This is a genomic window from Haloferula sp. A504 (genome assembly GCF_044385805.1).
Classification (GTDB): Bacteria; Verrucomicrobiota; Verrucomicrobiia; order Verrucomicrobiales; family Akkermansiaceae; genus Haloferula.
In genome coordinates, this window is sequence record NZ_JBISBU010000001.1 from 245,166 (window position 1) to 270,750 (window position 25,585).

At 64.2% G+C, this 25,585-nt stretch carries 6 protein-coding genes; 1 reads left to right on the forward strand and 5 read right to left on the reverse strand.

What is annotated here, in order from left to right; translation table 11 throughout:
* Positions 1-13 precede the first annotated feature (13 nt).
* The 3 genes from ACG2LG_RS00965 to ACG2LG_RS00975 form a co-directional block, all read right to left on the reverse strand.
* On the reverse strand, positions 14-7,720 hold the full coding sequence (locus ACG2LG_RS00965) for a tetratricopeptide repeat protein (protein WP_396255537.1): 7,707 nt from the start codon (positions 7,718-7,720) through the stop codon (positions 14-16).
* Between the two features lie 159 nt (positions 7,721-7,879).
* Positions 7,880-10,186: a tol-pal system YbgF family protein gene (locus tag ACG2LG_RS00970; protein WP_396255539.1), complete on the reverse strand. Its 2,307-nt coding sequence runs from the start codon at positions 10,184-10,186 to the stop codon at positions 7,880-7,882.
* Positions 10,187-10,304: 118 nt separating this feature from the next.
* Entirely contained in the window at positions 10,305-12,059 is a 1,755-nt protein-coding gene (locus ACG2LG_RS00975) for a tetratricopeptide repeat protein (RefSeq protein WP_396255541.1), read from the reverse strand.
* Positions 12,060-12,424: 365 nt separating this feature from the next.
* Here ACG2LG_RS00975 and ACG2LG_RS00980 point away from each other — a divergent pair, with 365 nt between their 5' ends.
* The gene (locus tag ACG2LG_RS00980) at positions 12,425-22,675 is read left to right on the forward strand and encodes an Ig-like domain-containing protein (protein ID WP_396255542.1); all 10,251 of its coding nucleotides are present in this window, start codon (positions 12,425-12,427) and stop codon (positions 22,673-22,675) included.
* Between the two features lie 66 nt (positions 22,676-22,741).
* Here the strand turns inward: ACG2LG_RS00980 and ACG2LG_RS00985 are convergent, their stop codons facing one another.
* Positions 22,742-24,100: a sulfatase gene (locus ACG2LG_RS00985; RefSeq protein ID WP_396255543.1), complete on the reverse strand. Its 1,359-nt coding sequence runs from the start codon at positions 24,098-24,100 to the stop codon at positions 22,742-22,744.
* Between the two features lie 59 nt (positions 24,101-24,159).
* Positions 24,160-25,581 carry a DUF1501 domain-containing protein gene (locus ACG2LG_RS00990; RefSeq protein ID WP_396255545.1) on the reverse strand — a complete coding sequence of 474 codons (1,422 nt, stop codon included), beginning with the start codon at positions 25,579-25,581 and terminating at the stop codon, positions 24,160-24,162.
* Between the last annotated feature and the right edge of the window lie 4 nt (positions 25,582-25,585).

The following is a 25,585-nucleotide window of genomic DNA, read 5'->3' on the forward strand; positions in this document are numbered from 1 at the left end:
CGTGGTTCCATATTCACTGTCCGGACTCCAGTCGTTCGAGTTCCAGTTCGGTCTCCAGTTTCAGGAGTCGGTCGGTTGAAAGCTGTGCCCGGGCGTAGGCCGCCCATTCACTTTCGGGGAAGTCGTAGGTGAGGCGCTTGAAGATCGAGTAGGCCGCCATCTCCTGGCGCAGGTCCTGGTAGCACATGCCGACCCAGTACATCGCCTGGGCGCGGACCTTGGGTCCGTCGTAACCCTCCTCGGTGATGACCCGCTGGAAGGCGTCGACAGCTTCGGCGTTCTTGCCGGCGCGCATGTAGGCCTGACCGGCGCGCAGTCCGGCGGGGCCTGCCAGTTCGTTGCTCGGGAAGCGCTGCTGCAGGCGGCCGAAGATGCTGGCGGTCTTGAGATACTCGCGCTGGGCCAGCGTCATCAGGGCGGTGCCCTCGTACTGGGCGTCCTTGTCGTCCTCGCCCTTGGCAAGCAGTTCCTTGGCCTGGGCTTCGAGGCCTGCGGCCTTCTTCAGGAAATGGCTGCCGAGCCTCAGCATCGAGGTCGCGAGGAACTCGGAGTCGGGATACTTGTAGGCCAGCTTCACATACTCCTGCGCCGCGATGTCGGGTTCCTTGAGGGCTTCGTAGACGGTGGCGATGCGGTACTGGGCGCGCGAGGCGTGGATGGTCTGCGGGTAACTCCCGGTGACGGTCATGAAGCGCGACAGGGCGGCGCGGAAGCGGGTCTCCCTGGTCTCCTCATCCTCGGCGGCGATGGCCTCCTCCATCGTCAGTGTGCCGAGAAGATACTCGGCGTGTGCCCGGGTGTCCGGGTCGCGGAACTCGTCCATCGCCTTGGAAAGAAGCAGCTTGGCACTGGAATACTCCAACCTGGCCTTCTCGGTCTCGCCGAGCTTGCGGTGGCGCTTGGCCATTTCGAGATAGGCCTCCGCCAGCGAGAACTGGGTCCGCATGCCGATCTCCTCGTCTTCGTAGGTCTTCGAGAAGGGCTGGATGGTGCCATCGGCTCCCTTGCTGATGGTGACCATCAGGGTCTCGCTGTCGTTGCCGTTGGCATCGGTGTAGCGTGCGGCGATGGTATCGCCGTAGATCACCGGGAATCCTTCGCGGCGAACATCGTGTTCCTCGGGCAGGGCTCCGGCCTCCTTGGCATAACCGATGAGATACTCGCCCTTGAAGATACCGGTGTGCGGCCCGCTTTCACGGAGCTCGACCGAGGCCTTGGCGCCGGACTTGGCCTGCACGATTGCGGTCACGGTGTCCATGGCATCGCTGACGTCGGCGCCGAGGTCGACCACGCGCAGGTTCAGGCTTTCCCCGACGTAGGCGCTGGTCATCGGCTCGCGGTAATCCTCCGCCATCAGGTCGAAGGTGCCGTGCGTGATCACCCGGGTCGAAGTCGTCAGCCATTTCTTGTCGCCGCCCGGTGTTTGATACTGGAATCCAAGGTGGATGCGGTCGCCCGGCTGGACGACCAGGCCGCTGCTGCGGGCGAGCAACTCCTCCGCCGCGGCCCGCGAGTCCTTGGCCCGTTCCTGAAGATCCTCGCGTTCCTCTTCCGTGAGCACCCCCGAGGGAGGAAGAAGTCCGGCGACGACCGGGATTGTCAGGCGGAAGCGGTCCCGCTGCTCCGGTTCGAAGGTGTTCCAGACCGATCCGCCCGTGTAGATGGGAATCTCCGGAACGCCGTGCCATGCCCCGTGCCCCCTGGGAACCCCCAGTCCTCCCGTGACCTCGATGGTGCCCGGGATACTGACGTCGAAGCCCGCAACCGCGGCTTGTCCGCCGGCCTTGCGACCGGCGTCCGTCTGCGCATAGACCCTGACTTCGGAGCCGGTGCGCAGTGCCAGGTGGGGGGCAAGCACCTCGAAGAAAAGGCGTCTCCCGTGGGCCGCCTGGAATCCGCCTTCGGGGGCCTTGGATGCGGGAATGAGGGTGTTCTTGATCTCGTAGCGGACCTTCACGGCCTCGCTGGCAAGGCGCTCTTCGGCCTCCAGGCGTTGGCGGTGGATGGGCTCAAACCCGTGATGCAGCGTGTGCATGCCCGGGTTGCCGTCCTCGGGTTCCCAAGGGGTGACCTCGGCGTGGGCAACGATGAACTCGGGCGGGGCGAAGGAGGCGTGATCGATGCGGGCAACCCGTTCGTAGGGAATGCCGGGCCGGTTGTTTTCCTCATCGAGGTAGCTGACGTGGATGGTGCCGCCTTCGGGCACGGAGACCTGGCCTTCACCGGTCGCAGCTCCTGCCACCGGGGTGACGAGCAACTTGAAGATGCCGGTTGAATCGCCGGTTTCCAGAGCTTCGTAGTCCCGGCCTTTCCCGTCTCCGACGGCAAGGGTGACCTTCACGCGGTCCGGGTCGCCGGAGACGTCCATGTCCGGGTCGGTGACGACCAGCGAAAGCGGTTCGTCGTGGCGGAAGCGGATGAGCTGCTCGTAGTAGGGCATGTCCTTCCGGCGCCCTTCGTCCCAGCGGGGCTCGATGTCGGCGAACTCGACGCGGGCATCGGTGAAGGCCACATCGAGGAAGCGTTCGTGGCGCTCCTTGTCCTTGGTGACGAAGCGGTCATCGACGTAGCGGACCGAGATCTTGTCACCGGTGAGGATTTCGAGGGTGTCGTTCTTGTTGAGCGTGGCGAAGTCTTCCTTCACTGGCAGCACCGTCGCGCCATCGGGCTCGGAAAGCGTCAGCTTGTTGAGGGCGGGGACGGATCCCTCCTGCTCGAGAAACACCAGATTCAACAGCCGGGCCCGCGAACCCGGAGCGAACTTCACCGTGAATTCGGTGCCCGCCTCGTTGGCCGTGATCGTCGCCGGGCCGTTGCGGTGGTCGAGGCTGCCCTCGGGGAAGGTGGACGGATCGAAGAAGTCGTCCGGGCAATCGACGAGCGTCTCCGGGTCCTCAAGGTTGGCCCGCAGCTTGATGCCGCGCCCGAAGCCGATCGCGCAGTCCCAGCCGGTGGCCCAGATTTCGAAGTAGTGGATTCCGGGACGGAGATTGATCTGACCTTCCAGTCGGCCCGGCTGCTCTTCACTGGTGATCCGACGTCCATCCACCGCGAGCAGGAATTGCGGGGGGTCCGACACGGACGGGTGCGTTCCCTCCGGAACCTTGTATCCGCCCAGATCGAGCTTGAAGCGGCGGGTCACGTCCCGGGCTTCATGGAAATAGCCGCGGAAGCGGTAGATCACGTGGGCGTTGTGGTGCCGGCCCTGCCGCTGCCACTTGACCTTGGCGGGAATCGACTCGTCCAGCGCCTGCGAAGGACCGCTGACGTTTTCCGCGACGCCTGCGGCGTAGGTCTGGGTCATCCATCCCCACTCGAGGTGCTGACGGATCTCATCGAGGTCGTAAACCGAACGCTCGTTGTTCGCGTGGAGGCGGTCGGTGTCATTCATGATGACCACCGATGGATGCCAGGGTTTCTCGATGGCGGCCTGATTCCGGGGAAAGACGGCGATGGTGCTCATGTCGCCGGGGTTCATTCCTGTCTGCAGCGCGAAGGTCTTGAGCTTGGCGCCCTCCTCGGCGGCGGTGATGGTCAGTTCTCCGAGCGGATGGTTGTCGTTCAGGTCGACCTTGAAGTCGGGGACGACCTCCTTGGTCGGGATCGGTCGCCACGCCGGGTAGGTGTCGGCGGACGGGCTGATCACCATGTTCGGATTGCGGCCCGGCTCGGAATTGCGGCCGAAGGCCAGCGCCTGCGCGCCGTTGGTCGGAATGCTCCCCTCGAACCAGCCGGTGTGGGTCCCGGTTTCCTTCAGGGTGACCCGTGAGATCGAGTCGCCGCTGGAGCTGCCGACGCTGACGGTCAGCTCGTCCACTTCGGGCGTGCGGCTGCGGTCGGGATCGATCACCCGGACGTGGATCGGGTTGCCGGGCTTGGCCACATTCACCAGATACCGGCCGAACTCGTCGGCGGAAATGTCGCCATTCTCCGCGCGGGCATCGGCGTCCATCGATTCGGCGGCGAGCCGGGCCTTGGCCGCGGCCTCGAGATTGTCCCGCGAACCCTTGGACTCAAGCTCCCGCATCATCGCTTCCATGTCCGCGGTGCGTTGTTCGGCTTCGGTGAGAAGCTTGCGGGCCGAGGCGATGAGCAGCGCGTCGGAGGCCACGGTGATCGGTCCGCCGCGCTTCTCGTCCACCAGGTTCATCTTCTCGAGAAAGCGCTCGGTGTAGGCGTAGAAGATCTCGTCGTCGCCGATCACCTGCAGCGTGCCGTCGTCGGCAGCGGGGGCACCGAGGGCGGTCTTGATCTCGCCGCGGAACTTGGTCTTCTCGTCGCCGAACTGGCGCAGGAAAAATTGCTCTTCGTCGCCGGAGGTGGCCCAGACCTTGACCTCGATTTCGGTGCCGGCACCCGAGACGGCGAGGGTGGGGTCGTTCAAGGTGACCTTGAGGTTCTCGCCGGGAACGATGCTGGCCTGCTCGGTGTTGGAGCCCAGCTCAACCTCGGTGGCTTCCATCAGCTTCTCACGCTTGAGCTGGACCTTGCCGAGGAGGATGCGGGCGTCCGGGTGGTTGGGCTCGCGGGCGAGAATGGAGTCGATGTCATCCTTGGCGTCCACGAATTCCTCCATGTCGTAGTGGACCTCGGCGCGGGCGTAGCGGATGTCCGTCCAGAGTTCGGGGATGCGCTCGAGTTCGAGTTCGTTGAGGGTGTTCAGGGCGCCATCGAAGTCCCTGGCAAGACGCTCCGCTCCCGCCCGGCGCAGGGTGGCCTGGTGCCGCAGGGGGACCTCGGCGAAGTCCTCGTTGTTCTCGGTGCGGGTGAAGATCTCATGCGCCTGCCGGAGCTGGCCGCGCTGGATGGCGATGTCGCCGTAGGCGAGTTCGATGCGGATCCGCTCGACCTTGGTGAGCGGGCTGCCGTCCTCGTTGGCCCATTCAAGCAGGGACTTGACCAGGGTCTCCTGGCGCTCGTCGGCACGGGTGTAGATCGTCTGCTGGAGGACCCACAGGAGGAACTCGATCGACAGCTCCCGATGGACCTCGACGAAGGATTCCCAGTTCTCGTCGAGGCGATCCCAGGCGCTTTGTTCGTTGCTGGTGGTCCAGTCGCCCTGGGACTGGTAAACCGGGTAGGCCGGGTGGTTGGGGGCGACCGGGATGACGATCAATCCCATCTCCATGGCCGCATTGCCGCGGATCGACTTGAAGAGCGGGATGTCGGTCTCGCGGTTGAAATACGAGTGGCCGCGGTGCCGGGCCATGGCGTCGAGCGCGGCTTCGGCCATGGCGCTGGCGGCCGAGGGGTGCTCGTCGATCAGCGACTGGGTCAGGTTCCTGAGTTGCTCGAAGTAACGGGGGTTGCGGTTGTTCGACTCCCAGATGAATGCCGCGGCACGATGCAGAACGTCCGGGTCGGGGTTTGCGGTCACTTCGGTGATGAATCGATACCCGAAGCCGGTGGAAGCCGTGGCCGCCTTGAGCTGGTCAATCATCTGCAGCAGCAATTCCTGGGAACGGGGCTCGGTGAAGATCGCCGGTGAGAGCGTTGCCAGCGCCTCCATGGCGGCATCCGGAACGACGATCCGGACCGGCGAGTTGCGCAGGCCTTCGATGGTCGACTCAAGCGCGGGCACGACGGCCGTCACGTCGGCCTTGGCCAGCTCGGCGGCCTTGGCAGCCGCTGCTTCCGGATCGGATTTCTCCAAGTCCTCGCGTTCCTTTTTCTCCTCCGCCGTTTCCGGATCCTTTTTGAGCGCCAGCAGTGCCTGGCAGACGAGGTCCGGGTCGGCCGCCTCGAGCGAGGCGATCTCTCCCGGTGTCATGATGTCCTTCTGGAACCACTGGAGGGCTCCATGGCGGACTTCCCAGGGCATCGTCTTCCACAGCGGGGACTTCACCAGTTCCTGGATCAGCTTGACCTGCTCGGCATTGTCCTCGGGATACTGCATGTTGATCCATGCAAGCACCTGCCAGGGTTCGAGGTCCTTGCGCTTCAGGCCGTCCTGGACGGCCTGGCGCAGGTTGGGTTCGAGGGGGAACGGCCGGCAAAGTTCGGGGCGGCGCTTCTTCAACTCGGAGATGCTTCCACCCGCGTGTCGCTGGGCGAGATACCGGGAGTGGGGCGCATAGCTCGAAACCTTGATGCCGGTGTGGGCCTCAAGGTCCTTCCAGTCGGACTCGGTGACCGCAAAGCCACCGGCAATCGTGTCGCGTGCCAGCAATTGTGCCTCCACGCTGCGGTCCCGGAGGAGTTCGGCAACACCGTCCGGCGTGTGCTTGAGCACCGACCTCAGGTGGTTGGCGACACCCGGGATCTTTGGCTGGCCCGACCGGTAGTCGGCCCACAGCTTCTTGAAGAGCGCGGTTTGCCGGGCGAGGGGAGCTTCGGTTGGCAGGGTGTTCTCCTTCGCCTTCTGTGCCAAGGCGTTGGCATCCTTGATCCGTTGATCGCGCTTTTCATTGCCGCCCGGGCGACCGGCGTAGTGCCAGAGCTGATCCACCCACGCGGACATCCGGTTCGGGTCCAGTCGCCAGGCTTCCGATGCAAGGAGTGTGTCGACCATCTTGTCGAAGTCCTTTTCGGCACCGCCTGCGGCGATGGCCCGGATGGCCGAGGCTTCCTCCTGGTCGATGGCGGAGATCCCGGGAGCGAGGGCCTTCGCTTCCTCCGGCGTGAACTGCTTCCACTCCTTGTCGAGCACCAGCACGCCGTTGCGGCTGTTCATCCGCTTGGGGTCCGACGTGATAAACTTGCGCACGGCCTCGACTTCCAGCGGCCGGCACGCCTTGTCGGCGTAGTAGCCGCTCCGCCACGACCTCATCAAGTCGGCGAGTTGCAGCGGTGTCAGCTTGTTCGCGGCCTCGACGATGGGTGCCATCTTGGCGTCGATTTCGTGCGGCCAGTATTTCGTGGTGTCGCCGCGATAGTGCTGCCCGTTGCCGCCACCGGCCCAGCCGTTCTGGACCCACAGCGCGTGTTGGGGATACTTGGCGAGCAGAGCCCTGGCCTCGTCGACGGGAGGTGCCACGTCTTCCCCGGCCAGTTTGGCGAGATTGTAGACGGCGACCGATGCGGCCCAGTCGATCTGCAGGGCAAGCTCTTCGTTGAAGTCCATGGTCTCCGCGAGACGGCGGCAGGCGTCCGCCCACTCCTTGTTCACCTGCGTCTTGCCGCGCTGGTCGATGTAGCCGCTGACCTGTTGGAGGAGCCAGCGGAAGTGAGGGTCGTAGAAATTCACCCGGACGTCCTCTGAAACGCCGGCCCCGGCGATTGCCCGCAGTCGGTCGGCGACGGCGACGACATCGTTGCGCTGGATCGCCTCGGAAATGAACCACTGGTCGAACTGGCGGGCGGTGGGGTTGGTCACCAGTCGGCCACCGGACGCGCGGTTGAAGGTGTAGGCGGCGGTGACGTCATTGAGCTGGTCACGCAGCAGGACATGGACGGCGATCACCGCGGGTCCAACGCCTTCGGCGCCGGGATCCGCCTCCTTCAAGTATTGCTGATAGAGGGCCGCGGCTCCCGCGGCGTCGCCGCTGAGTTCGGCGGCCCGGGCGGCCTGCAAGAGCAGTTCCACGTCCTTGGGAAGGTTCTGCCGCAGCCACCTGCGGGCCTCGGCGATGGCCTGGGTCGGCTTTCCCTCTTCGATGCCCGCTTCGAGCAGCGACAGGATGGCGGATTCCGGCTGCGTCTCGACCGAGGAGGCGACGGCCTTCCGTTGCTCGTCGAAGGTCGCGGCGGACGAGAGAGTTGCGCCGGAAAGAAGAACCACGAATGCACACGAATGCACACGAATCATCCATCGTGGCCCGACTTCGCCTCGGCGTCGGAGTTCCGATTCCTTGGAAGGGGTCATGGTCTGGCGGCTGATTGAGAGTCTCATGCGGTGGAACCCGGATTCGTGTTCATTGATGTCCATTCGTGGTTCCAATCACTCTTCTTCCGCGTCGCCGCTCTCGGCCGCGAGTCCGGCGAGCCGGCTGCGTGCTTCGGCGACGTGGCTGCTGGTCGGGTAGTCGAAGATCAGCTGCTGCAACTTGCCCTTGGCGGTCTCGTTGTCGCCCATGCGGAAGGCGACGTTGGCCCAGAGCAGCAGCATCTCGTCGAGGAAGGCGGCATCGGGGTAGTCGGCGAAGACACTCTCGAGAAGGTTGGCGGCCTGGGCGAAGCTCTCGGTCTCGACGTAGTGGCGGACGACCCGGCCAAGCGCTTCGGCGGCGAAGGCACTTTCCGGGTAGTTTTCGTAGGTGCGGCGGTAGGCGTTGATCGCCGCGCTCATGCGGTTCTGCAGCGCGGTCGCCTTGCTCAGGCCGGCCTTGCCCCACTTGCTGTTGTGCTCGTCGGCGGCCTCGGCTTCTTCCTCGGCTTTCCTGGCCAGGGCCTCGCCGATGCGAAACTGGGCCTCGGCGGCGGAGATCGGGTTCTCAAGCTCCAGCACGCGGCCGTACACGTCCACGGCCTTCTCATACTGGCCCTTGTCGGTGAGGCTGCGCCCGAGGGTCATGAGCGCCTGGTCGGCGAGAACCGACTCCGGATAGAGGCGGTTGAAGGCCAGGCAGGTGGCGGTGGCGGCATCGAAGTCGTCGCGAAGCAGCTCGCTCTCCCATTTGAGCCGGAAAGCGTTCTCCACAAGATCGCCGGGGAGCTGGTCGCGGGTCATGATGATGGGGTCGACCTTGTCGAGCGACTCGCGGGCGCGCAGCGCGGCGCGCTGGTCGAGGCCCATGTCCTTGTAGATCTCCCCGAGCCCCACCAGGGCCTCGGCCTCGACCGAGCCCTTGCGGGCCTTCAAGAGCTCCTCGAAGACGACATACTGATCCGCGCTCACGCCCGAATTCACCGAGCCGGAAACCTTGATCACGGACTCGGTCTCGCGGGGTTCGTCCCCGTAAAGGTGCACCTCGTCGGTGTAGGTGACGATCAGTTCATCGAGTTCGTCGCAGTGGAGGACGTTGTCGCTGGCGTCCGGGCTGATGCCGTCTTCGACCGCCGCGAGTTCGACGCGTCCGAGGAAGGTGCCGGTGCGGATCTGCGGACCTTCACCCGTTTCCTCAAGTCGCACGGTGATGCTGTCGCGCTCCTTCCAAGCATCCTCTTCCTCGTCCTCGAGGGCGAAGATGTCGAGCAGGTCGTCGCTCTCGGCGGCCTCCTTGGCTTCCACCTTGAAGCGCGAGGTGACGGTGAGCGTGACCGCTTCCGCATTCGGCGACTTGTCGAGGTCGGCGTCGCGCAGCATCAGCACCTGGGGCTGGCCGGGATAGGCGACGTAGGCCGGGGTTGAAAAGTCGCCGAGGAAAAAGCCGACGGTGCCGGTGCTGACCGCGCGGACCTTGCCGGTGCGGGGAACCCCCTTCTGGCCGTCGAGCGTGCTGTCGTCGATGTAAGTCACCGTGAGGGTGTCGCCGCCGACCATCTGGATCACGCCGTCGCCGGCCTTGGGTTCGCCCAGCGCGGTCGGGGCGGAGGCGAGCATCTCGTGCTTCTTTCCGGGGACCGGAACGCCCGTGATCGTTTCCTTGTCGCCGCTGCTGACCTCGACGGTCGCCGTCACCGGCACGCCGAGCTTGCGCATGATCGGCACGTCGGCGTCCTCGATTTTCGAGTAGAAGCGCTGGCCGATCTCGATGCGACCGAGGTCCTCGCTGTCGGAGGAACCGGCATCCTCGACCTCGGTGCCGACCAGCGAGAGCGAGTCGATCGCCTTGTTCCAGTTCTTCAACTGGTAATGGCTCATCCCGATGTAGTAGTAGGCCATGTTGGCCCACTTGGTGCGGCCGGCGACCTCGGTGAGGCGGCGGAAGAGGGGAAAGCAGGAGGCATACTGGCCGGCCTGGAAGTGGCTGAAGCCGGCCTGGAAGAGGGCTTCGTGGTAAAGGGCGATCTCGTCCTCGGACTGCTTCTCGCCGGGGACGGGGGCCAGCACGCGGGTGAGCAGCAGGAAGTGACCGAGCGCCTCCTTCGAGTTGTTCTGGTCGAGGAAGTGCTTGCCCATCGCCATGTGTGCCATGTGCGAGAGAAGGTTGCCCTGGTTGTCGCGCACGACCGTGTTGAGCATCGCGAGTCCGCGCTCGTACTGCTTGTATTCCATCAGCTCGATCGCCTTGTCGTAGAGGTGCTTGGCCTCGCGATCGACATCGGCGGTTGGCCGGGAGCGTTCGCCTTCCCCGGTTTCCTGCGCGGGGGACAGGATGGTGAGGAGGGGCACGATGAGGAGCGCTGTGGTGGTCGCACGGTTCATGATGGGGATCGATGGTCTGATTCGAAGGGGGTTCGGAAAATCTTTCTCAGGGGGGCGAAGAAGCGATTCCAATTGCGGATGTTCGCCGTATCTTTCGGTTCAGGTTCGGTACCTGCTGTTACTCCACGGCTTCCGCTTCGCCGCCCACGAGGGCGACACCGTAGCCTTCGAGGCGGCGGTGGGCCTCGCTGGATTCGCCGCTTTTCGGGAACTGCTTGAGGACCGCGCGGAGTTGGTCGACTTCGCGGGCCTTGTCACCCGAAACCCGGTGGATGTCGGCGATCTTGAGCGACGCGCGAGGGGCCTGGCCGCTGACGGTCATCAACTGCCGGGCTTCCTTGATTGCTTGCGGATACTGCTTCATCGCGACGAGGCAGTCGATCACCGCCCAGGTCGTGTCGGGTTCGCGGTTGGCCGCGCGGAACGCCTTGATGGCTTCGCCGTGTTCACCGATCTCGCGGAGCAATTCGCCCTTGGCCCACATCAGGCCGGACCCGGCGTAGTCCGGGGATTTCTGAAGGGCGGGGATTTCCGCCAGGGCCTTCTCGGCGTTGGGCCGGTTGCGGTGGCTGCGGCCCTTGTAGTAGTCGAAGCGTGCCTTCGCGGCCGCCAGCTTGTCCTTCATCCGCGCGAAGTAGCGCAGCACGCTTTCCTCGGGTTCGTAGTTGGCGACGAAAAACCCGTGGTTGCGGAGTTGCTCGTCGGTCATGCCGTTCAGGCTCACCGAGCGCATCACCATCTGCGCCTCGTCGTGCATGCCGAGCGGATGGCGCAGCCGGTTCATCACCTTGATCTTGTCCTCGGTCTTGAGCTGGCTGACGAGGGATTCGCCCTCCTTCTTGAAGAAGGCCGAGCGGAGATCGCCCGCGCGCAGGTAGTCGCAGAACTGCAGGACCCGGTCGATGGTCTTCGGCTTTGACTTGAACTGCTTCTCCAGCCGGGCAACCCAGCTTTCCCGGTCTTCCTCGGCGACCATCAGGGCGTCGGCCCAAAGCTTCCGCAAGCTGTCGTTGTCCGCGAACTTGTCACCGAGCTTTGCGGCCCAGTAGGAGCAGGCCCGCTGTCGGACTTCCTTGTCGGCGCGGCTGTCGAGGGCGGTGGAAAGAGCGGTGGTCCAGTAGCGGACGTCTTCTTCGGGGTTGCCCGTGTCGATTCCCCGGCCGTCGAATCCGCTCGCCGCCACGTAGAATTCCGTGAGCTTGTCGTGATCCGGGCTGCGGCGGGCGTAGTGCGCGATCACCGCCTCGCGGGCGGCCTTCGCGGCGTTGGGGTTGCTCTGGAGGAAGTTGACCGCCGTCCGCCACTGGTATTCGGCGGCTTCACCGAATTTTCCCAGTTCGGCCATTTGGTTGCCGAGAAAGGTCAGCGCGGTGCCGGAGTTCGGCTGGGCCACGTAGTCGTCGTCCTTGACCATCCGGGCCCACACGGCGGTCTGCTTGGCGGTGTCGCCATTCTGGCCGTGGCACTGGCCGATGTAGAACAGGGCTGCGGCGGCGTAGCGGACATCGTCCGGAAAGTAGTCGACCACGTCCTGGTAGGCCTTGATGGCGGCGTTGCGCTTTTCGAGTTGGTGCAGGCACCGGCCCATCCGGAGCAGGACGTAGGGCAGGGCCCGGCTCTTGGCGAACTCGAAGGAGTAGGCCTTGTAGGCGGCGAAGGCCCCCTTGTAGTCGCCCTTGTTGTAAAGCTTGTCGGCATCCTCGAGGTTCAGCCCCTCGAAGGTGTCGAGCTTGGCGAACGCGTCTCCGGGATAGGTGATTTCCTGGCCGGCAACGGTTTGGGCACCGGCGTCCGGCCCGACGACCGCAAGGATGATGACGCCAGCGCAGGAAAGGGAGGAGATCAGATGGTTCAGGGAGTTTTGGATCTTCACAACGCAGCAACGAAAGGCAGCCCGGGAGTCACCTCGCGTCCGGACCGTGGGGCACTACGTCTAGCGATTGGCGATATTTCGATCAAATTTCTCGAATTTCGGCTTTCGAGTGGGGAATCGGGGTCGGTGGTGTCCCGCTGATCCCGGGCTGGGCCGGGGTCGGAAGGGTCCATGGGGCATGCGGGCGCGGTGTCCCGGGAACGCTGACCGTCCGCCCGCGACGGGAAATGCGCGGCGATGACGCGATCAGGTGGGCTGAATTTGCTTCCCTCGCTGGCTTTTGTAACTACATTCCGCGCCTTGTTCCGCTTCCTGATCGTCTGGTTGCGGTGTGCGAAAAAAAAAGCCGAGTTACCCACGACTACATGAAAAACCCACCCCTCGCGGGCTTTGCCCGCGTGCTCCTCGTTGCGGGGTTCGCAACGGTTTCCGTCCAAGGGCAGGTCCTCCTTTCCGAAAGCTTCGAGAGTCCTGACGTCGGTGGTCTCGATCCGGTGGATCCCGCCGGATGGCACACCACCGGGCATTCCACGAACCAGAGCCTGATCGATGTCGACAGCGGGGACTTCACCACGCCCCACGGTTCCCAGGCCCTGCGGAGCTACACCTCGCTGGGTGCGGGCAATTGGTCGCATGCCACGACGACCAGCAGCATCCTGAGCGACGGGCTGGCTCCAGATCTGGAGTATTCGCTCACGTTCAATGTGGCCGCCGTTCAGGGACGGCCGCAGGCAGCCTACCGTGCCGAGTTGCTGGCCATCGACGGTGTGGGCGGGGAGACGGTCCTGGCCTCGGTGACGGCCAAGAATGACGGGAGTTCGGACATGAGCTACGTCGGAAGCCTTTCCTTCATCGCCGATGCCAGCCACGCGGCATTGCTCGGGCAGCGGGTCGCCGTCCGTCTGGGTATGGACTACGAGTACGACGTTCATGGGGCGAGTTTCCTGGATCTGCCCCTTTTCGACAACGTCCGGCTGGAAGCGGTCAATCCGCTTCGCCCCTCGCCGACCGACGGGGCAACGGTCCCTGGAGGACTGGTCACCCTGGGTTGGACCAATCTACCTCCCACGGTCGGAACCGATGTGTGGGTCGATGTCTCGTTCGGCACCGCACCCGACCCGTTGAACAACGGCAACCAGGTGGTGGTGGCCGAACTGAACGGGCAGAACGAAGTCTCGGTGGAAGTCAATGCACCGGTCGCCGACACGTATTACTGGCAGGTCAGCTCCTATCTCGACGGCGATCCCAATGGAACGCCGGTACACAGCCCGGTGTTCACCTTCGTGGTGGTCGATGGGGACAATGACGGCATGCCGGACTCGTACGAGCTGGCCCACACCGATCCCGCGTCGCCGACGGCCCTGAATCCGGGAGACGACCTCGAGGGTGACGGTCTGACAAACCTTGAGGAGTTCCAGGCAGGCACCGATCCCAACGACTCCGACTCCGACGGCGATAATCTGGATGACGGCGCGGAATTGGCCGGCGCGGGAGTGCGCCCGCCAACGGATCCTTCCGATGCGGATACCGATGGCGACGGGATCGCGGACGATGTCGAAAGCAACACCGGTGTATGGGTCAGTGTGTCCGACCGGGGGACCGACCCGACCCGCACGGACTCGGACGGCGACAACCTTGAAGACGGGGTGGAAACGAACACCGGGACCTATGTCGATGCCTCCGATACCGGCACGAATCCGGTGAACCCGAACAGCGACGGCGACAATGCCGGTGACTGGTATGAAATCGTCGCTTCGTTCACGGATCCGACCGATGGCGGCGAACAGCCGGTCACACCGTATCCCTTGCCCGATCCGAGCCCGGCCGATGTCGGACTCAGCGGCAGGCCGGTCAAAGTCTACATCCTGTCCGGCCAGTCGAACATGGTGGGCTACGGGCAGGTCGCCGGTGATGGCCCGGGGACCCTCGCGACGATGACCGGGGTTGAGAACAAGTTCCCCAACCTCGTCGATGCTTCCGGCGACTGGTCGGTTTACAATGATGTGTTCTATCGGGGCGTCATCTCCGATGGCGGGTCGGGACCGATGCAGCCGCTGGTGGCGGGTGACAAGTATGGCCCGGAGTATGGCTTCGGCGTCGTGATGGCCTATCACCACGACGAGCCGGTCCTCGTCATCAAGAGCAGCATCGGCAACCGCAGCCTCAGCTGGGACTGCCTGCCGCCCGGCAGCCCGTCGTTCGACTGGACCGACGGCTACACCTACGCCGGTTATGGCGACAGCCCGAACCGCTGGCTGACCGGAACCGGGCCCTCGCCCTTCGTCTGGTATGCCGGCAAGCAGTACGACGACTTCTTCCTCGACGAGGCGGACATGGCTCCGGCCATGACCTGGACGGATGCCACCCTTTATCCCGGCGGATGCCAGCTCAAGCACAACGGCATCGTCTACAACGCCAAGTCCGAACACACCTCCGCGGCTGATTCCGAACCGGGTGTCGGGGCGAACTGGACCACCTTCTGGAGCATCCACTCGGTGGAGAACGTGACCGACGTCCTCGACAACTTCGCGGCCGAGTATCCGCAGTGGGCGGCGCAGGGATTCGAGATCGCCGGATTCGCCTGGTGGCAGGGCCACAAGGACGGCGGCGAGCAGGGTGCGGGTGCCGCGGGGCTCGCCGCCACCACCTACGAGGACAACCTCGTCAACCTGATCGACGAACTCCGCGACTATTATGAAGGCCGTTATCCCGGCAAGATCGTTCCGGACGCTCCCTTCGTGGTGGCCTCCGTCGGCTTCAATGCCGGCAACTGGGAGGCAGGCAGCAGTGCCGACACGATCTGGAACGCCCAGATGACCGTGGGCGACCCGGTCCGGTACCCGCTTTACGACGGCAACGTCGCCTCGGTCGACACCACGGGCTACTGGAGGGATAGTAGCGTTTCACCCAGCAACCAGGGCTACCACTACAACTGGAATGCAGAGACCTACCTGCTGGTCGGCGACGCGATGGGCCGTGCCATGGTCGGGCTGCAGGGCACGACGCCTCCGGTCGCAACCACCGTCCCCGATGTCGTCGGACTGCCGCAGGCAACGGCCGAGGCGAATCTTCTGGCTGCGAATGTCTTCGCCGGGACCGTCACCAGCCAATCCAGTAAAACCGTGCCTGCGGGGGATGTGATCAGTCAGAGCCCGGTGAATGGAACCAGCGTGGACGAAGGATCCTACGTGAATCTGGTGGTTTCCAGCGGTCCCGCCGATGTTGTGGCGCCCTCCATCGTTTCGAAATCCCCTGCGGATGACGCCAGTGGCGTGATTCTTTCCAGCAGCCTGGTCCTGACCTTCGACGAGGACGTCGTGGTCGGAAGCGGGGTCGTCACGCTCAAGAACCTCACGGATTCGACCCAGGTCGACATCGACATCACCGATGGATCCCAGGTCTCCATCGGTGGCGACACGGTGACGATCCACCCGTCCTCCGGTCTGCTCGTGGCCAGGAACTACGCCGTCCGGATCTCGTCCGGAGCCATTGAGGACCTGGCCGGGAATTCCTTCCCCGGCATCGCTGACGACAGCAGCTGGAACTTCGCCACCATCCTCACTCCTCCCCCTGCCTTCACCACCCACACGGGATCCGGCGGCGCATTCAACAAGGATACCTGGAACGACCCGACCAAGTGGGATTTCGGGGTGCCGGTTGGTCCGATGGACGTGGTGATCGAGGCGGGCAACTACGCCAGCGTGAACTTCTCGGTTTCAGGTGTCGTGCCGCCTGCCTACTCCGGAGACCTGACCTTGGAGGCCGGTTCGAGGCTGGAGATCGGAAACGGTTCCACGGTGGGTGACCTCAATGCCCTGGGTGACGGCACATGGACATTGAATGCAGGCACGGATGTGACGCTCCGCTATCCCCAGAACACCGTTCATTCCAATGACATTGTCATGGCGGGTGACGCGACGATCGCCCTCGGCCGATCCACGTCGGCCCATCGTGCCCACCGGACGCTCACCGGACGCATCACCGGCACCGGGCTCCTCACCATCCATTCATCGAACCAGAATGTCCTCCACCTGCAGGGATTGAACACCTGGTCGGGAGGACTCCATGCGGGAGGTGCCGAATCCGAGAACAAGAGGGAAAGTATCGAGGCCGAGGCTCCGGGATCGCTGGGCACGGGCGACGTGACCATCGACGACGGCATCACCCTCATCATCGATGCGCCGGACGCGATGGGCGATGAGGCGGCCCTCTATCTCATCGGCAACCCGCGCAGTGACATGAGCGACAAGCTCGTAATGAATGCCGACGACACCATCGCGGAACTCCACATTGACGGGGTTCAGCAACCGGCCGGGAACTACGACAGCTCGGAAAGCTGGTTGTCCGGAAGCGGAACACTGACCGTCCTCAACTCGGCCGGGCAGGGGAGCCAGATGCTGCTGATCAACGTGGATCCCGCCGACGAGGCGGGCGATGTGTTTGCGCCCAGCCTTCTCACCGCGACCTTCAACAAGTTGGTGGCATTGGGGACCGGAAACATCACCCTCCGCAACCTGACCGACTCGACGGAAACGGTCATCCCGATCGGTGATCCGCGGATCTCCACATCCGGCTACACCCTGATCATCGACCCGGGCAGTGCGCTGACCTGGAACAAGTCCTACGCCGTGCAGATCGATGCCACGGCGGTCGACAGCACGACGGGCATCAGCTTCGGCGGGATTGCCGACGACCTGACCTGGAACTTCGACACGCTGCCCGGACATCCCGTGGGTCTGGCCCTGCAGGGGCTGGAAGACCATATCAACAGCGTCACCCCCTTGACCGGCGCGGAGATCGGAGCGCACCGGACAACGATTCTCGGCGACCCCGGCAGCCTCGACGACAGTGCCGCCATGATTCTCTCGGCCCTCGAGACGGTGGAGGCCTATGAGAACACCCATGGGCCGCTCTCGATCGATTTCGACCGCACCAATCCGGTGCCGGATCCTAACTCCGTCAGTGACCAACTCGACTGGACGATCTTCAAGCTGATGCAGTCCATCATGGATGTGATCTACACGTCCCAGAACCTCGCCCTGCACGAAGGCCTGCTGGATGGTTTCCTGTTCCAGTGCTCATCGCATTTCCCGGGCTCCGCGCCGGCTGCGGTTCCCGGCAACGTCCACACCGCCACCATCAGCGCGACCTTCGAGGACACCTTCGGTCGCAGCACGCAGCAGTGGGAACTGCCCGCGCGGAAGCCGACCGGCACCTACCTGCCTCCTGGCACCATTGCCACCGTCACCGTGCCGCCGGCCTTGGTGGCGCAGGGTTATCAGATCCGGATCGGGGCCCATTCGTGGGACCACGAGGAAAGGAACCGTCGCTGGGTGAGACGGATCGATCGTGCCACGATCACCTACGACATCAATGCCACGACCACGAAGGTCGCCAGTCCGTATGGGGGCGGCATCTACATCGAGGTCCCCTTGGGTGCTTCGGCCGGGGTGGTCGACGTGGACGTGACCGGTGCGATCCGCTCGCCGTATTTCTCGGCCAAGAGCTTCCACGCCACGACCCTTGACGAGTGGCTCAACACCGAGCGCAACCACCAGGCTCCGTGGGCCGACTTCCAGAGCGACAAGTTCATGATGCAGGTGCCACGCACCTGGATTTACGCGCTGGATGACCCGGTGACCCTGATGGCCGAGTGGGACGCCGCGATGGATGCCATGAACGACCTGATGGGCTTCCCGAGGATCCGCGGCAAGGAAACGATGTACTGTCAGGTGGATCTCATCCTGCGCTCCAGCGTTCATGCGCCGGGTTATCCGGCGGTCAACCAGACGGACGGGAACCCCGCCGACGACACCAAGGGCGGTTATGCCGGAAGCTATCTGGTCAGGGGACCGAGGAATGGGGCGGACACCGAAATTCACGAGCAGGGCCATGCCTACTTCTTCCCCAAGTTCGGGGGCGAGTCGGAATCGGCGGTCAACTTCCCCTATGTGGCGGTCCTGCATCGCAGCCTCGGTCTCAGTCTCGACGAGGCCCATGCGAAGTCGCGCGGATTCGGGCCGGCCCGCACGATCGACAACACGGCGATTGCGTGGATGACGGTCTTCAATTTCTCCCCGCGGGAAGTGGAGATGGCCACGGCCGAGAAGGCCTACCAGCTGAAGGGGCACGCGAAGTTCACCGACATCGTCCGTCTGTTCGGTTGGGAGGGGCTCGATGAGTTCTACTATTCCATCATGCTCGATCAGCAGAACGGGGATCCCTATCCCACGTCGGATGACGAGTTGCTCATCCGCCTCTGTGAAAGCGTCAATCAGGACGTCCGGCCCCTCCTGCACTTCTGGGGCATTTTCCCGTCCGATCCGGAGGCGGTGGAAGCGGCGGTCAACGCCGCGGGCCTCACGCCCTCGCCCGAGATCTACCAGCTGCTCAACCACTACAAGTCGCTGGTCCCGGCCAACAATCTGGAGTTCCGCAACTTCGCGACCAATTGGTGGGGACGCCAGCCAAGCATTGGTGGTGCATGGACGGAGCGCGAACACGCGCGGCAGTGGGATGAGGAAGCGCTCTTCGGCGCGGGTGACCAGCAGCGCGCCGAACTCACGACGAATGAGATGTACGTCGAAGCCAGTGCCGCCCAGATCGCGGACCGGGTGCAGGAGATCATCGATCTCTACTTCCCGCTCGGTGATCCCAACCCCGCCTTCACGCCGGTTCCGAGTCCGAGTCCGATGCAGTTCGCGATCGCGCCGCAGGGCAGGTTCGCCAACTCCGTGAGCATGACGGCGATGGCGGCCGCCGGAATCAACGGTCCGTTCGAATACTACTTCGAGAACACCTCCACGGGAGCGAACAGCGGATGGACCGCCTCCAACACCTGGAACAACCTCAGCCTCACCGCAGGACAGAGCTACGACTTCCGGGTGAAGGCGCGGAACTCGCTCCTCAATGAGACCGCCTGGTCCGCCGAGGTGAGTGCCGTGGCCGGCGATGCCGCCCTGCCGGCCATTCCTCCCACTCTGACATCCGCCGGATTTGTGGATGACCGGGGCGGGGCCGCCGTTACCCGGCTGGATCTGGTGACCTACACCGTTTCCTTCAGTCAGGACATGGATGCCTCGACGGTGGATGCGGCGGACTTTGCCAACGAGGGCAGCTCCTCGATCACCATCGGCGCGATCACCGAGACCTCACCCGGCGTCTTCTTGGTCGAGGTGACGCCGACCACGGCCGGCACCCTGCGGCTGGAGATTTCGGCCGGAGCGGTGCTCCAGGATGCGTTCGGCACGCCACTGGACACCACCGGCGACATCCGGGACGACACCAGTATTCCCGTCGAGGCCATCACCACCACGGTTCCCGATGTGGTGGGTCTCGCACAGGCAGCGGCGGAGTCGGATCTTGCCGCGGCCTTCCTCGTGCTCGGCACGGTGACCTCCATGACGAGCGAAACCGTCCCGGCGGGTGATGTCATCAGTCAGAACCCGGTCAGTGGTGGCAGTGCGCCGGAAGGCGCGGCGGTTGACCTGGTGGTTTCACTCGGTCCGCCGGACACCACGCCGCCTTCGCTTGTCTCGCTGACTCCGGCCAACAACTGGACGGAGGTGTCCGTGGCGACCTCGTTGGGCATGGTCTTTGATGAAGCCGTTCAGGCCGGAGTCGGAATCATTGTGATCAAGGACAGCGGAGGGAATGTGGTGAACACCATGGATGTCCAGGGCGGTGACGTCACCGTGGTGGGCGACACGGTCACCATCATCCCGTCGTCCCTTCTCGCCATCACGACGACCTACTACGTCGAGGTCGATGCGGGTGCGATCGAGGACCTCGAAGGCAACGACTACGCCGGGTTCACCGGTCCGGTTACCTGGTCCTTCACAACCTCCGCGGACAGTCCGCCCTACGTCTATGTCGGTGACAACAACACCAAGAACGACCGGTGGAGCGTGGATGGCAACTGGAACAGCGGCCTGACGCCAAACGGCGATGTGGACGTCAAGATCGCGGCGGCGAACCCGTGGGTGACCTCCTGGAGCGACGCGACGCCGAGCTACACGGGCAATCTGATGATGGATCCGAACACGACGATCCAGATCGGGTGGACGACCAACCGGCCGAACTCCTACAACGCCCTCGGCACGGCGGGCTCGACCGTGATCACCATGGGCGACGGCTGCCTGATCAAGGGACGGACGAGTGCCTCGCCATACATTCCAGCCATTGTTTTGGAGGGCGATGTGACCTTCAGTCTGGGCGAGTCCACCCAGACACCGGCGAGTCCGACCTTCGGGCAGCCGATCAGTGGGCCGCACCGTTTCACGATCCAGTCCAACGCCAGCGGCCCGACCGTCACGATGTCGACCACCCACACCTTCTCGGGTGGTCTGGTCATCCGTGGGATCGACGGTCGTGGGGGCAACCATGGCACCGTGAAAGCAACGGCGGTTGGATCGCTGGGGGCGGGGGATGTGACGGTTGAATCCGCCGCCAGCAACAACGGTAGTCTCAAGCTGGAGCTGGATGTCGCAGGTGCGATCGATGCGGGGGCCACGCTGAGTTTGAACGGCGGGGGTCCGTCCGGTGACGGCAGCGGCCTTCTGCGGATGGATGCCGACAATATCGTGAACCGGCTCAACGTGGGAGGGTTTCCGTATCCTGCGGGCACTTACGGCCGTGTGGGTTCGCCGGGAGCACCGGCCAACGAGGTGACCTGGATCGAGGGCGACTCGGTGCTGACGGTGATCAGCGAGCCGGTCGACACCGATCCACCGGTGCTGACGGTGACCGACGTGGTTTCGCCGATCACGACGAACCTGTATGTCGGCGACCCGGTGGTGTTCACACTGACCTTCGACGAGGTGGTGTCCACAAGCGTGACGACGGCGGATTTCGGCAACGCAGGTTCGGCCGGACTCACCATCGACAGCGTTTTGCAGACGGCTCCGAACGTGCTTGAACTGCAGGCGACGACGACGGGCACGGGTGACCTCACCCTGCAGGTTCTCGGCACGGCGGTGATCGATGATCTGTTTGGAAACAGCCTCGCGGTACCGGTCAATGACGACACCACCTTCACGGTGCTGGGCGGTTCGCCGCCGAACATCACGATGACGACAGCCGCCGCGGGGGGAGGCGACAGCTGGAACACGGGGACGAACTGGGATTCCGGATTCGCGCCTTTTGGTGGGTATCCGGCGAGCATTGCCGGCGGAGTGGCGGCAGAGGTTGGCAACTCCGCGACCTTCACGTATTCGGGCGGCCTGACGATGCAGCCGGGCTCGTCGCTGCGGATCAACAGCACCGGAGGGTCGCAGAACGCTCTGGGGGCGGGAACGATCGCGATGGACTCGGCGACGATTCAGGACGAAACCGGCTTCACGGTGACCTACCCGGCGATCGACCTGACGGGGATCAACGAGTTTCGCTCGCAAAGCAACACAACGCATGGCCAGACGCGCCTCTACTCGGGAGTGATCTCGGGAGCGGGCAACATGACGCACCTGCTGGACAACCGCGCGATCGTGCGTTTCACGCAGGCAAACACCTTCAGCGGTGGTTTGGTGCTGAATGCCGAGGATCGGTACCTGGTCGAGTTCGAGGCGCCGGGCTCGGGTGGAGCGGGCGACGTGACGGTCAATCCGCGCAGCAACGCGGACAACCGCGGAGCGATCCTGAAACTCGAGGCCAGCGATGTATTCGCGGACACTGCGACGCTGACCTTGGACAGCACGGGGGCCGACAACAGCAATTGGCCAAGCAGCAGCTACAACGGAATCCTGCTCGAGATGGTCGGAAGCATCACCGATACCATCGAGGAATTGGTGGTGGCGACCGTGCCGCAACCGGCGGGGACCTATGGCCGGACCGGGCTGGGCGGAGTCGATCACGAGGTGAGCTGGATCAAGGGCGACGGGATCCTGACGGTGACCGGCGGGGTTGCAGGACCCGGCCCGGTTGCGAGCTTTGAAATCTCGCCGATCGGTTCTCCGCAGACGGTGGGGATTCCGATCACAGGCATCACGATCACGGCGAAGGATGCCTCCGGTGCGGTTGCGAACGGGTTCACCGGAACTGTCACCTTTGGCGGCAGCGGCGGATTCAGCGGTGTCTCGGCAAACTTTGTTGCCGGCGAGTTGAGTGGGGTGAGCGTCACGCCGACCGTGGCGGGGAGCGACCTCACCCTTACCGTTGACGATGGAGCTGGAAGCTTGGGAACGGCGGCAATCTCCACGATCCAGAGCCTCTATCAGGCTTGGGCGGGAGCGGGCGGTGCTTTCGGCGGCGATGACAACGGCGACGGGGTCGGGAACGGCCTGGCCTGGATGCTGGGAGCCGCGGACCCGAATGTCAGTGCCCTCGGCCTGCTGCCCGCGGCGACCAATCTTGGCGGCAACCTGGTGCTGACCTTCAAGATGCGGAAGGCGGCAAGCCGTGGGTCGGCCTTGATGAGCGTGCAGCACAGCAGCGACCTGGGTGGCTTGGATGCCTGGGTTTCGGTTCCCGTGCCCGAAGCCTCGGGTGGGCCGACCGATGGCGTGACCTTCACGGTGTCGGAGAATGTCACCGATGCGGACTTCAACGACGTGGTGGTGACCATCTCCGCCAGTGAGTCGGTGGGCGGCAAGCTCTTCGGCCGGCTTGAAGCGACCGAGTGACCGGCTTTCCGTGCGGGTCCGTGGTGGGGGCCGCCCCCTGACCGGGGGCGGTGTCGGCCGGGCGGGTCAGTCGGTCCTGCCCAGTTCCGCGAAGTCCCGGGACCATTCGCGAAGCATTCCACCGAGTTCCTTCAAGACTTCGGGGTGCTCATCGGCAAGGTTTTGTTTCTCCCAGGGATCTTCGAGCAATTGGTAGAGTTCGGGATCCCCCTTCTTGTTCCATGGTTTGCCGTTCCCGGCTCCGGCATAGGCGGGTGGGGGAAAATTGGCGGGGTTGTGGAGGATTAGTTTCCAGCGCCCCGCGACGACAAAGACCGATTCCAGATTTCCGGTGCGATCCGAGACGTCCTTGATGTTGTGGGAGTAGTCGGAGCCAAAGATGGCCTTCCGTTTCTCCAAGGCCTTCTGGTCGCGAAGGTCGAGCCCGGTCATGGCTTCGGGTGCCTCAAGCCCGGTTGCTTCGAGGATCGTCACGGGAATGTCGATTGACGAGACCACCGTCACCTTGTCCATTCGGGGCTTCAGGGTTCCGGGCCAGCGCAGCATGATCGGGGTGCGGACACCGCCTTCATGGACATCCTGCTTGGAGAGGGGAGCATAACCTCCGCTTTTCGGATTCTGAATCCAGCCGTTGTCGGTCACGTAGATGACCAGCGTGTTTTCCGTGAGTCCGCGTTTGTCGAGTTCGTCGAAAAGCTCGCCGCAGGTCTGGTCGAACCACTCGACCATCGCATAGTAGCGGGCGACGTGAGGTGAATCCACCTTGGCCTTGTATTTCTCGAAGAGTGCCTTCGGCGGATTGTGAGGGGTGTGGGGCAGGAAGGGCGCGTGCCAGATGAAAAAGGGCTTTTTCGCCTTATCCGCCTCATCGAGGAAAGAGCGGATCGGTGCGATTCCGTTGCGGGAAACCTCCAACCCGACGTCGCCGTGCCGTCCGCCCCGGTTCGGATCCCCGTGGGTCATGGCATGGGTGAAGCCGTGTTGCTTCGGGTCGGACTCCCACCACTTGCCGGTCTGAAGGGTGAGATAGCCGGCATCCTTGAGCAATCCGGCCAGGCTCGGGCACTTGCTGAAGCCGTCGTAGAGTTGCTGGTGCAGCTTGGCTCCGGATTCGGTGTTGCGAGGCACCTTCTTGCCGCCGGCGGCCTCGGAGAGATCGTTGCCGGTGATGCCGTTGCGATGCGGATGAAGTCCGGTGAACAGCGATGCCAGCGAAGGGCGGCACAGCGGGACGGTGACGTAGCCCCGGGTGAAGGTGACGGATTCCTCGGCGAGACGATCGAGGCGGGGGGTTTCAATGATCTCATGCCCCATGAAACCGTAATCGTTCCATGACTGGTCGTCCGAGAGGATGAGGATGACGTTGGGCCGGTCGGCGGTCGCGGCGAGAATCGAGGCGAGGAAGAGGAAGACGATACGTTTCATGGGCCGGGAGCGGATACGAAGAGGGGATTGGCGGTTCTGTCAGCGAAGGCCGGGCGGGATCAGGCGAGCATTTCCTTCACCACATGGCCATGCACGTCGGTGAGACGGAAGTCCCGGCCCTGGAAGCGGAAGGTCAGGCGTTCGTGCTCGATGCCGAGCAGGTGGAGCATGGTCGCCTGGATGTCGTGGACGTGCACGGGCCGGTCGGTGACGTGGAAGCCGAGTTCGTCGGTGGCACCGATGGTGATGCCGGGCTTGGTGCCTCCTCCCGCGAACCACATCGTGAAGGCCTGCGGGTGGTGGTCGCGACCCGCGGAACGACCCAGGGCGGCGCTTGCCTCGACCATGGGTGTGCGGCCGAACTCCCCGCCCCAGACGACCAGCGTGTCCTCCAGCAGTCCGCGTTGCTTCAGATCCTGAACCAGGGCCGCGCAGGGCTGGTCGATGTCGCGCGCCTTGTCCTTGATGCCGTTGGCGACCTGCGAATGGTGATCCCATCCGCCGTCGTAGACCTGGACGAAGCGGACGCCGCGCTCGATCATGCGGCGGGCCAGCAGGCAGTTGCGCCCGAAGGATGCCTTGGAAGCGCCCTCCTCGAGGCCGTAGAGATCCATGGTCTGCTTCGACTCGGAGGAGAAATCCATCAGGTCCGGAGCGGCCGACTGCATCCGCCAGGCCATCTCGTAGGCATTCATCCGGGTCTCGATCTCCGGGTCGGCGAGGACGTCCTGTCGTTGCTGGTTCAGGTTGCCGATCAGGTCGAGCGAGTCGCGTTGGGCCCGTCGGTCGTAGCCCTTCGGGTTGGCGACGTGGAGGATGGGGTCGCCGGTGCCGCGGAAGGGAACGCCGGTGTGGCTGGTCGGGAGAAAGCCCGAGCTCCACATGGCCGCGCCCCCGCTCAGCGCACCGCCACTCTGGAGGACCACGAAGGAAGGCAGGTCGTCGGCGGTGCTGCCGATTCCATAGCTCAGCCAGGACCCCATGGAGGGTCGTCCCGGAATAGGGCTGCCGGTGTTGAAGAAGATCTGTGCCGGGGAGTGGTTGAACTGGTCGGTGTGGACCGACTTCACGATGGTGAGTTCGTCGGCAAGCTTGGCGAGGTGGGGAAGGCGGTCCGAGATCTCGGCACCGCACTGGCCGTGCTTCTTGAAAGGAAACTGGGGTGCGAGCACGGCGGCATCCGGCTGGATGAAGGCGTAGCGTTGACCGGCGATCACCGAGGGCGGGATCGGTTTGCCGTCGAGCTCGGCGAGTTTCGGCTTGTGGTCGAACAGCTCGATCTGGCTCGGAGCGCCTGCCATGAACAGATAGATCACGCGCTTGGCCTTGGGCGCGACGTGGCCCGGCTTCGGTGCGAACGGCGTTTGCGCGAATACCCGCGAACCGCCCTGCGCCATGAGGGAGGCCAGGGCGATCTTCCCGAGTCCGACGCCGCAGGTTTCGAAGAACTGTCGACGGGTCTGTTCGTGAAGTGGATGCATGATC